Genomic DNA, 12,671 nt, shown 5'->3' with positions numbered 1-12,671 from the left:
CGAGAGCACGCGATAGGCCTCCGCCACCGCCCGGAACTCGCGCGCGAGCTCCGCCTCGGGGCGGCCGAGCGCGCGCGCCCGGTCAGGATGCGTCTCGAGCGCGCGGCGCCTGTACACCTCGCGCAGCGCGCCGCGCCAGGCGCTCGCGTGCGGCGCGAACGACGGGCCGAACAGCACGCGCCCCGCGTGCGCGAGCGCCTCGACCGTGATCTCCGCCGTCGCCGTGGTCACCGATATCGCCCGCTCGATGGGTAGCCCTGGCCCGCGCCGCCGGCCAGTTTTCGGCCAGGCGAGCGAGCGATCCCCCGCCGCCCGGGGCGCGCACGGGCTGCGCGGGCGGCCTCGCCTCGAAGCGTCCGCTGACTACCGGCCGGGCGCCCGACATGGGATAAGCGACCGCATGATCCGGAAGATCGTTCAGATCGACGAGGCGCGCTGCGACGGCTGCGGCCAGTGCATCCCGTCCTGCGCCGAGGGGGCCATCGCGCTCGTGAACGGGAAGGCGCGGCTCTCGGCCGACGTCCTCTGCGACGGCCTCGGCGCGTGCCTCGGCGAGTGCCCGCAGGGCGCCATCACCGTCATCGAGCGCGAGGCGGCGGCGTTCGACGAGGCGGCGGTGAAGACGCACCTCGAGAAGACCGGCGCGCCGGGTCACGCGCACGCCCACGCCCCGGCTCACCCGGCACAGCCCGCCGCGAGCGCGCCTCCGCCGCGCCCGAGGCCGCAGCTGTCGATCGTCTCGGACCCGGGCCCCGCCGCTGGCGCCGGCTGTCCGGGGTCGCGCCCGCGCACCCTCTCGCCGCGCCCCGTGCCCCTGCCCTCCCGCGCCGGGTCCGGCGCGGGCCCCGCCCAGAGCCGGCTCGGCCAGTGGCCGGTCCAGCTCCACCTCGTGCCCGTGACCGCCCCGTACTTCCAGGGCGCGGACCTGCTCGTCGCCGCCGACTGCGTGCCGTTCGCGTACGCCGGCTTCCACGACGAGCTCCTCGCCGGCAAGGCCCTCGTCGTCGGCTGCCCGAAGCTCGACGACAACCGCTTCTACGCCGAGAAGCTCACCGAGATCCTCACGTGCTCCGACATCCGGAGCGTCACGGTCGCGCGCATGGAGGTGCCGTGCTGCGGCGGAATCGCGATGTCGGCCCGGCACGCCGTGGCGGCGTCCGGGAAGGCGCTGCCGCTCAGGGACGTGGTGGTGGGGGTCGACGGCGCGCTGAGGTGAGCGCGCGGGGGACCCGCCCCGCTGACCGGCGGGTGCCCTGAACCGCGACCGACCTCGACCCCCGTGCGCGAGGCCGGCCCGCACTTTCCCCTGCGCGCCGCCGATGTCCGCGGCATCCTCGCGGCGTGCCCGCCCGCATCCTGCGCTTCGCCCTCGAGGACCTCCGCGCGCGCTATGCCGACCCCTCCGCGGCGGGCGTCGATCCGCGCACGGACACCGCGCCCTTCCGCGCCTTCCGCGCCGCGCTCCTCGAGCTCGCCGCCCGCGCGGCCACCGCCGAGGCCGAGCTCTCGATGTGGTGGGACGGCACGTACAACGGCTACTTCCTCGCGGTGGCCGTCGAGCCGCCGGAGGCGCTCGCGGCCCTCGACGTGGCGCCGGCCTGCCCGCCGGACGACGACCGGGTCGCCGTTCCACGCGCCGACCGCTATCCTCTCGCGCACCTCGAGCCGGGGCGCGCCGTCGTGGCGCGCGACGCGGATGGCGCGAGCTTCGAGGCACCTTTCGGCGCGCCCAGCGGTCACTTCGGCGCGCCCGGCATGAGGAGGATTCCATGAAGGCGGTCCTGTTCGACGGCAAGGGCGGTCCCGAGATCGTGCGCTTCGCCGAGACCTCCGATCCCGCGCCGGTGCGCGGCGAGGTGCTCGTGCGCGTGCGCGCCGCCGCGCTGAACCGCGCCGACCTCCTCCAGCGCCGCGGCCTCTATCCGCCCCCGCCCGGCACGCGTGAGGACATCCCCGGCCTCGAGCTCGCGGGCGAGGTCGCCGCGGTCGGCGCGGGCGTCACCGCCTGGAAGCCCGGCGACCGGGTGATGGCCATCGCCTCGGGCGAGGGGCAGGCGGAGCTCGCCGTCGTGCACGAGCGGATGCTCGTGCGGATCCCGGACGCGCTCTCCTTCGAGGACGCGGCGGCGATCCCCGAGGCCTGCGTCACCTCGCACGACGCGCTCTTCACCCTCGGCGGCCTGCGGCCGGGCTGGCCGGTGCTCATCCACGCCATCGGCTCCGGGGTCTCCACCGCGGCGCTGCAGATCGCGAAGGCGGCCGGCGCGACGGTCATCGGCACCTCCCGCACGGCCGACAAGCTCGAGCGGGCGCGCGCGCTCGGCCTCGACCACGGCCTCCTCGTCTCGAAGGACGAGCCGCGCTTCGCGGACGAGGCGCGGCGCCTCACCGGAAAGCGGGGCGTGCCGCTCGTGCTCGACTTCGTGGGGGCCCCGTACGCGGCGGAGAACCTCGCGGCCCTCGCGAGCGGCGGGCGCGTGGTCGTCATCGGCACGATGGGCGGCCCGAAGGCCCAGCTCGACCTGGGACTCCTCATGCGCACGCGCGCCACCTTCGTCGGCACGGTGCTCCGGCCCCGCCCGCTCGAGGAGAAGATCGCCGCCACCCTGGCGTTCGCGCGCGACGTCCTCCCGCTCGTCGCCTCGGGCAGAGTGAAGCCCATCGTGGACGCGGTGATCCCGGCGGAGCGCGCCCGCGAGGCGCACGAGCGGATGGAGCGCAACGAGAGCTTCGGCAAGCTCGTGCTGAAGTTCTGAGCGTCGCGACGCCGGAGCAGGCTCTCCTCGACTCCCACGCGAGCGCGGGGGGCCGCGTCACCTTCACGTGGAGACCGGCCGCCGCGGCTCCGTGCCGCGCCGCGTTGCGCGCGAGGGTCCCGCGCCCAACGTTCCCTGCATGGCCCGACCTTGGCTCGTCCGCCGGCTGCGCCCGGCGGCCGTCGCCGCCGCGCTCGGCCTCCTCGCCGCGTGCGGTGGCGGCAGCGGGAGCAGCGGCGCGGCGGCACGGGCGGAGGAGCTCCCCCGAAACGAGTGGCGGTGGATCGATCTGCCGGGGACGTCGTGCAGCGACGGATCGCCGACCGGCATCGCGGTGAACCGCGGCGAGGGCGACGACCTCCTCGTCTTCCTGGACGGCGGCGGCGCGTGCTGGGATGCGCTCACCTGCTTCACGCTCGGGCTCGCGAAGCCTGGCCCCTTCGCGGCCCCGGAGTTCGCGGCGCGCGAGGCGGACGTCCCGGGCACGATCCTCGATCGCTCCGCCCCGGGGAACCCGTTCGCGCGCTACACGCTCGTGTTCGTGCCGTACTGCACGGGCGACGTGCACGCCGGAGACGAGATCCAGCGCTACCCTGGATCGCCGCGCCGCTGGTTCCACAAGGGCCGCATCAACGTCGCGCTCGCCCTCGACTGGCTCGACGCGCACCTGGGGGCGCCGCCGAAGGTGGTGGTGAGCGGCGCATCCGCAGGCGGCTTCGGCGCCCTGCTCGCCTTCGACAGCTTCCGCCGCCGCTGGCCGGCGACGCGCGGCTATCTCGTGGACGACTCCGGCCCGCCGCTCGTCGGGGACGACTTCTCTCCCGCGGTGCGCGCCGCCTGGTTCGTGAGCTGGCGCCTCGACGAGGTCCTCCTGCCGCTGTGCGGGACGCGCTGCGCGGAGGACCTGTCGCAGATCTTCCCCACGCTCTCCGCGCGCTACCCGGGAGATCGCCTCGCGCTCCTCTCCTCCACCCGCGACTCGGTCATCCGCACCTTCGCCTTCCTCGAGCCCGCCCGCTTCGAGGCGGCCATCCGCCGGCTCGCGACGGAGGTCATCGCGCCGCTCCCGAACGCGCGCACGTTCCTCGTGCCCGGGGCGACCCACACGCTCGTGGGCGACCCCGCCGCGTTCAGCGCGGGCGGTGTGCCGCTCATGGAGTGGCTGCGCGAGGAGGTGGAGGACGATCCGGCCTGGGCGTCCGTGGGGCCGTGAGACGTGGGGGGAACTCGGAACTCTGGGTCAGGTCGGGCAAGCGGGTCGGGCGCGGCGCGGGCGGGTCGGCGGCCGCCGAGGCCCGCCCGACAGCCGTGCGAGCAGCCGTCCTGGCCGCACGCCGGGTGGACGACCGCTCGGTGAAGGACGGCTCGGCGGCTCGACGGTTCGACGCCCGCGCGGCGAAAGCCCTTCCAACGGGCACGCGCCGCGGCGTGGCGGGCTGCGCACGATATGGCGGAATGCGCCTGCCGAAGGCCGGCGCCTCGCGCAGCCGCTCGCGGCCTGCGCACCCGCGAGGACGCGGGCGCGCGCCGCGACGGGGTCCTCCCGCCCGGACCCGACTGCGCCTCGTCTCGCGGCGGAGAGAAGGCCACCTTCTTGTCCGAGTCGATCCTCACCCGCGCCCGGCCGCTGCTCGTGGCTCGCCTCGCCGGCGCGCTCCTCACGCTCGCGGTCCCGATGGTGCTCGCGCGCGTGCTCGTGCCGGCGTCCTACGGCACGTTCAAGCAGGCCTGGCTCCTCGCCCAGACCGTCGCGCTCGTGCTGCCCATGGGCATGACGATGAGCCTCTACTACTTCGTCCCGCGCGAGCCGGGCGAGCGCGACGCGCACGTCGCGCAGGCGCTCTGGTTCCACCTCGTCCTCGGGATCGCGGCGGCGGCGCTCCTCCTCCTGTGCGCGCCGCTCGTGGACCGGCAGTTCCACAACCCGGAGCTCTCGCGGAACCTGCGCTGGGTGGCCGCCTTCACGGGCCTGCAGATCATCGGGGCGCCGCTCGACATCGCCTGGAACGCCTCCGGCCGCATTGGGGCGGCGGCGGTGGCGCGGCTCCTCACCGAGGTCGCGCGCGGGGCGGCGATCCTCGCCGCCGCCCTCGTCGGCGGCTCCGTCGAGGCGGTGTTCGTCGGGATCACGGCGGCCCACCTGCTCCGCGCGGCCTGGACCTTCGCCGCGCTCGGGCGCGCGCACGGGCTCCGCCCCTCCCTGCCGGCCCTCCGCCGCCAGGCCGCCTACGCGCTGCCGTTCGGCGCCGCCTTCCTGCTCATCGTCCCGCAGCAGCAGCTCCACCACTACGTGGTCGCGGGGGCGGTCTCGGCGGCGGCGTTCGCCGTCTACAGCGTGGGCACGTTCCAGCTCCCGGTCGTCGACATCCTGTACACGCCCGTCTCGGAGCTGCTCCAGATCGGGCTCGCCGAGGTCGAGGGCGCCGGACGGCCGCCGCGCGCCGGGCTGCCGCTCTTCCACGAGGCGGTGCAGCAGCTCGCGTTCGCGTTCCTGCCGCTCATGGGCCTCCTCGGCGTCATCGCCCCGGCGCTCATCGAGCTCCTCTTCTCGGCCCGCTACCTCGAGGCGGTGCCGATCTTCCGGCTCGGCATCCTCTCCGTGGCGCTGGCCGCGCTGCCGCTCGACGGCGTGATGCGCGCGCGCGCCCAGACGGGCTACATGGTCGCGCTCTCGGCGGCGAAGCTCGCCGCCACGGTCCCGCTCGTCGTCGGCGGGCTGCGCGCCGCCGGGCCCATCGGCGCCCTCGGCGGCTGGATCGTCGCCGAAACGCTCGCCCGCGCGCTCATGCTGCATCGCGCGGCCCGCCTGTTCGAGGTGCCGCTCGCCCGCATCCTGCCGGTGCGTGCGCTCGCTCGCCAGCTCGCGGCGACAGGCGTCGGGATGGCGCCTGCCTGGCTGGTGGTGCGCGGGCTCGAGGCGCCGGTCGTGCTGCGCGTCGCGGCCGCGTGCCTCGCCTTCGCCGCGGCGTACCTCGGGCTCTCCTGGGCGCGCGGCTGGCTGCCCGCCGGCTGGATCTCCCTCTTCGCCACGCGCCGCGCCCGCACGGTCGCGGCTCCGTCGGAGCCATGACCCCGTGCCGGGCTCGTCGCAGGAGCGCCGAGCGCGCACCGTCGAGGTGATGCGCCGCGGGAACCCCTGGATCCTCCTCCTCGCCGCTGCTGCGCTTGGCCTCGCCACCGCCGCGCGCCTCCCCGCCGCGTGGGAGAGCGGCAACGCGCTCAACCACGTCTCGGGAGCGTGGATGGCGCTCGCCGACGACCTCGCGCACGGCCGGTTCTACCGGCCGATGGTCGACCCCGAGCTCGGCTACGGCGGGACGCGCTGGTTCCCGCTCGCCTTCGCGGCGCACGCGGGGCTGCGGCGGGCCGGGCTCGATCTCATCGTCGCCGGCTACGCGCTGTCGCTCGCGACCGGGCTGCTCTCCGTCGCCGCCGCGTACGTCCTGCTCCGCCGCGTGGGCACCCCGCGCGCGCCGGCGGCGGCGTTCGCGGCGCTCACGCTCGGTACCTTCGCCACGCAGTACTCGCTGTCCTCCAGCCGCTACGACCTCCTGCCCGTCGGGCTCGGCGCGCTCGGCCTCGCGGCCGTCGCGCGCGGACCGTCAGGCCGAGCGCTCGCGGCGGCGGCGGTCCTCTTCGCGCTCGGGTTCGCCGCGAAGCCCACCGCGCTCACCGCCCCGGCGGCGGCGATGGCCTGGCTGCTCCTCCGGCGCGAGCGCCGGGCCGCGGTCATCCTGGGGGCGGGCGTCGCGGCCGGCATGGTGGCGGTGGTCGGGCTGACCAACGCGTTCTCGGCCGGCCGCTTCTTCGAGCTCCTGGAGGCGACCGCCGTGGGCGGCGGCTCGGCGCGCGATCTCCTCGTCGCGCCGGTCCGGCTCGCCCACGAGATCGCCGTCGAGGATCCGGCGGCGATCGGCCTGCTCGGCGCCTCCCTCGCCGCCGCGCTGGCCGGGCTCCGGGGTCACGTGCGTTCCTCTCGCCGCGGCACCCCTCGCGCGGCCCTGCTGCCCGTGCTCTGGCTCGGGGCGGCGCTCGCCGCGGTGGTGGTGGTGTACGCGTCGCCCGGCACCGGCGTGAACCACCTCGTCGAGGTGGAGGTCGCCGCGGCGCTCTCGCTCGGCACCGCCTGGCGCGCGCGCGGCACCGCCGGGAGCATCGCGCGGGGCCTCGCGCCGGTGGCCTGCGCGCTGGGCCTCGTCGTGGTCGCCGGGATGGCGCGGGAGGACCTCGGCCGCTCGCGCCTCGGCGAGCTGCGCGCCCTCGCCGCCGCGCTCCCGCCAGGCACCGTCCTCTCCGAGGACCCGCTCCTGCCGCTCGTCGCGGGCCAGCGGCCGTTCGTGCTCGACACCTGGATGCTCCGCCTCGCCTCCGAGCGCGATCCCGACCTCGCGCGCCCGCTCCTCGACGAGCTCCGGCGCGACGAGTTCGCGGCGGTCGTCCTCTTCCAGGATCTCGACCTGCCCGGCTCGCGGCGCTGGTACGACCGCGGGAACCTCGGCCTCGACGTGGTGGGGGAGGTCGCGCGCCACTACCGGCTCGCCGAGACGTACGGGCGTTACCACCTGTACCTGCCGGCCCGGGCCGCCCCGACGGACGCGCCGGTGGCGGTCGCGCCCCCGGCACGGACGCGGAGGAGCCAGGGGCCGGTCCCGCCTCGCTCCACGGGGATCCCGGCCTCCTCCGCGGCGCTCGGCGCGCGGGCCACGCCCTGACGGGCCCGGCGGTCTCCATGGCCCGCCCGGCGGGTCGGGGATAGAGTCTCGCCCCGCATGCGCGAGCCCTCCGCCTCGACTCCGGCCACCCCCGTCCTGCCGCCCGCCGTGGCGAAGCGCGAGCTGACCGCCCGCGCCATCGCCATCGCCGTCCTCGTCGCCGCGCTCATGGGCGCGGCGGAGCCGACCGTGGTGCTGCGCATCGGCTACGGGCCGAACATCTCGGTGGTGAGCGCCTTCCTGGGCTTCATCCTCATCTCGATCATCGGCGTGATCACCCGCCGCCGCGGCACGCGCTGGGAGAACAACCTCGTCCAGACCGCCGGGACCGCCGCCGGCTCGGGCGTCGGCTTCATGGCGGTGGTCCTCGCCGCCATCGACATGCTGAACCAGCGCGGGCTCATGAACCTGCACCTCTCGAGCCTGCAGATCTTCGCCTGGCTCGCGCCCTCCGGCCTCCTGGGCGTGCTCCTCGCGGTGCCGCTGCGCAAGCACTACATCGACCAGGAGAACCTCCCCTTCGCGGACGGCACCGCCGCCGGCGAGACGCTGCTCGTCCTCGACGAGGGGCCGAAGCAGGCCGGCCCGCGGGTCGCCGCGCTCGGGTTAGGCGGCGCGGTCTCGGCCGGCCTCACCCTCCTCCGCCAGTCGCTCGGCTGGATCCCGGAGACCTTCGCCTTCCGCTTCCTCACGCCGCACGCCGAGTCGCTGCGGGTCGGAACCGAGCTCGGCGTGCTGTCGCTCGGCGCGGGCATCCTCGTCGGGTTGCGCGTCACGCTCTCCATGGCGCTCGGCATGGTGCTCGCCTGGATCGTCGCGCCCGAGCCGCTCCTCGCGCGCGGCCTCGTCCCGGAGCTCACCTTCAACGCGGTGCTGCAGCGCTGGATCATGTGGCCGGCGACCGGCCTCATGGTGTCGGGCGGCCTCACCGCCCTCGCCCTGAAGTGGAAGGTCATCGCGAAGACGTTCCAGGGCCTCTCCGGGAAGGAGGCGGACGCGGGCGGCGACTTCCCGATGCGCTGGGTGGTGTGGGGCGCGCTCGCCTGCGGGGTGGTCCTCGCCGCCGTGCAGAAGATCTCGCTCGGCTTCCCGCTCTGGCTCTCCGCGGTGTCGGTGCTCCTCTCGATGATCCTCATGCTCGTCGGCATCCGCGTGCTCGGCGAGACGAACTGGGCGCCCATCTCGGCCATGGCGAACGTGATGCAGGCGGTGTTCGCGGTGCTCGCGCCCGGGCACGTGCCGATCAACATGATCGGCTCCGGGATGAGCGGCGCGGTCGCCGCCAACGGCGAGCACCTCATGCAGGACTACCGGGCCGGCCGGATCGTCGGCTCCACGAACCGCCACCTCACCTACCTGCAGCTCATCGGCGTCCCGGTCGGCGCCGCGGCGGTGGCGTTCGCCTATCCGGCGGTGCGGGCCAAGTACGGCATCGGCGGGGAGGGCGGGCTCACCTCCCCCATCTCCGTGAAGTGGGCCGGCTTCGCCGAGCTCCTCTCGAAGGGCTTCGGCGCGCTCCCCACGAGCGCGCTCGTGGCGCTCGTCATCGCCCTCGTCGTCGGGGTGGTGCTCACGGTCCTCGAGTCGAACCCGCGCTTCGGGCGCTACGTGCCCTCGCCGACCGCCATCGGCCTCGGCGCGCTCATCCCGGGCTTCGCGGTCGTGCCGATGGTGATCGGCGGGATCGGCCAGGATCTGTGGCGGCGCCTCAGCCCGCGCACGGAGGAGGTCTACGCGACGCCGCTCGCGTCGGGCTTCATCACCGGCGAGGCGCTCGTGCTGCTCGTCCTCGCGTTCGCCGCGGCGTTCTAGCTCGAGGGATCCCGAAAAGGCGCCGGGCCCGGCGCGTGGCGCCAGGCCCGGTCGGTGTGAAGTCTCGCCGGCGGCCGTCCGCGGCGCAGGGCTCCGGTCGCAGGCGGAGCGTGGCGCCGCGCAGGGGGTGGACGGCTAGCGGACGAACTCCACGTGAGGGTTCATGTGACGGGCGAGGGGTGAGCGCGTCAGAAGCTCGAGCGCGCGCTCCAGGCGCTGATCGCCCATCCCCGGAACGGACTCGTACGCGGCGGAGATCAGCTCACCGAGGGTAGTGACGAGCCGGCGGGTAGCGGTGCTCTTCTCGGAACGACGGCGGCGGTTGGCCTTCATGGTCCCTCCGGTGGGGGCGATTCGGCGTGGCGTGCTCGTCCTCTCCTCACTAGCAATCCGCTTGCCTCGCCCCGACGGTCGGGGTTACAGGGGCTTGGCTCGATCCAGGGGCCCCGGCACCGGTAGACTTTCCAGTGCCTACCTCGAAATCCCGACAGTCCACACGAAGGACGTATCCGGGCTTCCATCGCCCGAAAGAACCACGCCGCCATGCCGACGAAGCCCTCCCGAGAGCTGGACACCTTCCCCAACCCGAAGCCCGAGCGCCCGTTCGAGATCTCGATGGAGTGCCCGGAATTCACCTGCGTGTGCCCGATGACCGGGCAGCCCGACTTCGCCACCATCCGGCTTCGCTACGTCCCGGCGGAGCGTTGCGTGGAGCTGAAGAGCCTGAAGCTCTACCTGTGGAGCTTTCGCGACGAGGGGACGTTCCACGAGGCCGTGACGAACCGGATCTGCGACGACATCGTCCGGGCGATCCAGCCCCGCTGGATCGAGGTCGTGGGCGACTTCGCCGTCCGGGGCGGCATCCACACGGTGGTCACGGCGCGCCAGGGCGAGCGCCCGGCCGGCGTGTAGTCGCCCGGAAAGGCCCCGGCGCGCCCCGGCCGCGCCGGGTTCCCCTCCCCTCCCTCGCGGCCCAGCTTTCCCCCCGGGGGGAGCGCGTTGCGCACGGGCCGGCTGTCCATCGCGTACGTCCACTACGGCGCGCAGAGCGGCGTCACCGACCAGGTGGCGCGCGCGCTCGAGGCGCGCGGGCACGACGTCCGGCTCGTCGAGGCGACGGGGGATCTCGAGCCGCGCGACCCGGTGAGCCGAAGGCTCCGACCCGCGCCCGCGTTCGCCCTGAACCTCGCCGTCGCGGCCGCCCGCTTCGGCCTCGGGCGCAGCGCGCTCGACCACCGCTGGAACACGCCGTACGCGTTCGACCACCACGCGCTCCGCGCCGGCGAGGCGCTGCGGGCGCTCGACCCGCCGCCCCAGGTCGTGCTGCAGAACGGCGCGCTCTTCGCCCCGGGCCTCCCGGCCCCGTACCCGTACGCGCTCCTCCTCGATCACACGCGGGCGCTCGCGATGAGGAGCCCAGCCTGGCCGGTGGCCGGGCTCGCCGCGCCGGTGGACTACGGCGAGGCCTGGCGCGCGCGAGAGACGGCGCTCTACCGTCGAGCCCGCCTCGTCGCGACCTTCAGCGAGAACGTCGCGCGCTCCCTCGCCGACGACTACGGCGTCGATCCGGCGCGCGTCCGCGTGGTGGGCGCCGGCGCGAACACCTTCCCGGGAAACGCGCCCCGCCAGGACGACGGCCGGACGATCCTGTTCGTCGGGCGCGACTTCGCCCGCAAGGGCGGCCCGGTGCTCGCGGAGGCGTTCGCGCGGCTGCGGCGGCTCGAGCCGCGCGCGCGGCTGCTCGTGGCCGGCCCGCCCACGCCGCCGAAGCTGCCCGAGGGGGGACACTGGCTCGGCCCCGTGGAGCTCGACGAGCTGCCCGCCCTCTTCGCGCAGGCGACCGTCTTCGCCATGCCCTCGCTGCGCGAGCCGTTCGGCCTCGCGTTCCTCGACGCGATGGCCTGCGCCGTGCCCTGCGTCGGCCCCGACCACGAGGCGGTGCCCGAGATCGTGAGCGAGGGCGAGACCGGGCTCCTCGTCCCGCCGGGCGACGCCGGCGCGCTCGCGCACGCCCTCGAGCGCCTCCTCGCGGATCCCGTGCGCGCCCGCGCCATGGGCGCGCGCGGCCGCGCCCGCGTCGCGGCCCGCTTCCTCTGGAGCCACGTCGCGGCCCGCCTGGAGCGCGCCCTCCTCTCCGCGGTCTCGCCCCGCGGGAAGGCCGCCTGACGCCGTCCGCGACGCGGCGCGCCGCGGCGCCGGGCGAGCGCGCCGGACGCCGGTGTAGGTGGCGCGCGGCGCCCCCAACGCCCTCGCCCCTCGGATACCCGACACGGCCGCGGAGCCGGGAAAAGGAGCGGTGGGGTAGAATTCCGCCCCAGGTGTCCGATCCCGCACAGCCGCAGGTGGCCCGGTTCGAGCCCGCGTCGCTCCTCGGCTCCGTCCTCGACGGACGGTACGAGCTCGTCGCGCACCTCGCCACGGGCGGCATGGGCGCGGTGTTCCGGGCCCGCCACGTCCACCTGCGCAAGGACGTGGCGGTGAAGGTCCTCCGCCCGGATCTCTCCGCGTCGGCCGACCTCGTCGAGCGGTTCCGGCGCGAGGCCGAGATCGCGAGCGCGCTCGAGCACGACAACATCGTGCGCGTCACCGACTTCGGCCGTTGCCCGGACGGCTGGCTCTTCCTCGTCATGGAGCTCCTCTCCGGCGAGAGCCTCTTCGACCGGCTCCGGCGCGAGGGGTTCCTGTCGCCCGAGGAGGCCGTCCCCGTGCTCTGGCAGGTGTGCGCCGGGCTCGAGGCGGCGCACGCGCTCGGCGTCGTGCACCGCGACCTCAAGCCGGAGAACGTGTTCCTCGCCAGGACCGCGAGCGGGCGCGAGGTCACGAAGCTCCTCGACTTCGGCATCGCGAAGATCGCCGATCCCGCGAGCGGCAGCGCCACGCAGGCCGGCGTCGTGGTCGGCACGCCCGAGTACCTCGCGCCGGAGCAGGCGCTCGGGGGCGAGGTGGACGCGCGCGCCGACCTCTACGCGGTCGGCCTCATCGCCTGGCGGATGCTCGCCGGCCGCCACCCGTTCAAGGCCGACGAGCCGCGCGCCCTCCTCATGATGCAGGCGACGCGCCCGGTGCCGCCGCTCACCGACCCGCGCCCGGACCTCGGCGCCTACCCCGGGCTCGTCGCGGCGATCGCGCGCGCGTGCGCGAAGGAGGCCGACGCGCGCCACCCCTGCGCGAGCGCGCTGCGCGCGGACCTCGCGGGGGCGCTCGGACCGGCGTTCGTCCTGCCGCCGAACGCGACGCCCTCGCCCGCGCTGTCGCTCTCCGGCGCGCAGCTCTCGGCATCGCCGGCGGAGCCGGCGGGCGGCGTCGAGACGCGGCCTGCGCTCGCCCCCGTCGTCCCCGCGCCCGCGCCCGGGTGGCGGCTCCCGCCCGCCGCCGCCCGCCTCGCCGCACG

The 12,671-nt window shown here is 75.6% G+C and carries 12 protein-coding genes; 10 read left to right on the top strand and 2 right to left on the bottom strand.

Annotation, left to right across the window (positions count from 1 at the left end):
- A partial coding sequence (locus tag MNY60_RS21840) for a J domain-containing protein (protein WP_242361866.1) occupies positions 1-231 on the bottom strand: 231 nt, incomplete at its 3' end.
- A 169-nt stretch (positions 232-400) separates the two neighbouring features.
- Between MNY60_RS21840 and MNY60_RS21835 the strand changes: the two genes are divergently transcribed.
- The 7 genes from MNY60_RS21835 (at position 401) to MNY60_RS21805 (ending at position 9,280) form a co-directional block, all read left to right on the top strand.
- A complete protein-coding gene (locus MNY60_RS21835) occupies positions 401-1,216 on the top strand; it encodes an ATP-binding protein (protein ID WP_242361863.1) in 816 nt (271 codons plus the stop codon).
- 125 nt (positions 1,217-1,341) lie between these two features.
- A complete protein-coding gene (locus tag MNY60_RS21830) occupies positions 1,342-1,773 on the top strand; it encodes a hypothetical protein (protein ID WP_242340989.1) in 432 nt (143 codons plus the stop codon).
- Complete coding sequence (locus MNY60_RS21825) at positions 1,770-2,756, top strand: NAD(P)H-quinone oxidoreductase (RefSeq protein WP_242340990.1); 987 nt, start codon at positions 1,770-1,772, stop codon at positions 2,754-2,756. Before MNY60_RS21830 ends, MNY60_RS21825 begins: the two co-directional genes overlap by 4 nt.
- Positions 2,757-2,895: 139 nt before the next feature.
- On the top strand, positions 2,896-3,969 hold the full coding sequence (locus MNY60_RS21820; RefSeq protein ID WP_242340991.1) for a pectinacetylesterase family protein: 1,074 nt from the start codon (positions 2,896-2,898) through the stop codon (positions 3,967-3,969).
- Between the two features lie 381 nt (positions 3,970-4,350).
- A complete protein-coding gene (locus tag MNY60_RS21815; RefSeq protein ID WP_242340992.1) occupies positions 4,351-5,826 on the top strand; it encodes a lipopolysaccharide biosynthesis protein in 1,476 nt (491 codons plus the stop codon).
- Positions 5,827-5,830: 4 nt separating this feature from the next.
- A complete protein-coding gene (locus MNY60_RS21810; protein WP_242340993.1) occupies positions 5,831-7,468 on the top strand; it encodes a glycosyltransferase 87 family protein in 1,638 nt (545 codons plus the stop codon).
- Between the two features lie 57 nt (positions 7,469-7,525).
- Complete coding sequence (locus MNY60_RS21805; protein WP_242340994.1) at positions 7,526-9,280, top strand: OPT/YSL family transporter; 1,755 nt, start codon at positions 7,526-7,528, stop codon at positions 9,278-9,280.
- A 135-nt stretch (positions 9,281-9,415) separates the two neighbouring features.
- Here the strand turns inward: MNY60_RS21805 and MNY60_RS21800 are convergent, their stop codons facing one another.
- Entirely contained in the window at positions 9,416-9,613 is a 198-nt protein-coding gene (locus MNY60_RS21800) for a hypothetical protein (RefSeq protein ID WP_242340995.1), read from the bottom strand.
- A gap of 210 nt (positions 9,614-9,823) precedes the next feature.
- Here MNY60_RS21800 and queF point away from each other — a divergent pair, with 210 nt between their 5' ends.
- The 3 genes from queF to MNY60_RS21785 all read left to right on the top strand — a co-directional run.
- On the top strand, positions 9,824-10,192 hold the full coding sequence (queF, locus tag MNY60_RS21795) for a preQ(1) synthase (protein WP_242340996.1): 369 nt from the start codon (positions 9,824-9,826) through the stop codon (positions 10,190-10,192).
- Between the two features lie 87 nt (positions 10,193-10,279).
- Complete coding sequence (locus MNY60_RS21790) at positions 10,280-11,446, top strand: glycosyltransferase family 4 protein (protein WP_242340997.1); 1,167 nt, start codon at positions 10,280-10,282, stop codon at positions 11,444-11,446.
- A 152-nt stretch (positions 11,447-11,598) separates the two neighbouring features.
- Positions 11,599-12,671: serine/threonine-protein kinase (locus MNY60_RS21785; RefSeq protein WP_242361860.1), on the top strand; the 1,073-nt coding region annotated here is incomplete at its 3' end.

Source organism: Anaeromyxobacter sp. SG17 (genome assembly GCF_022690695.1).
GTDB classification, from domain to species: Bacteria; Myxococcota; Myxococcia; order Myxococcales; family Anaeromyxobacteraceae; genus Anaeromyxobacter; species Anaeromyxobacter soli.
This window is presented reverse-complemented; position numbering and strand designations above follow the sequence as displayed.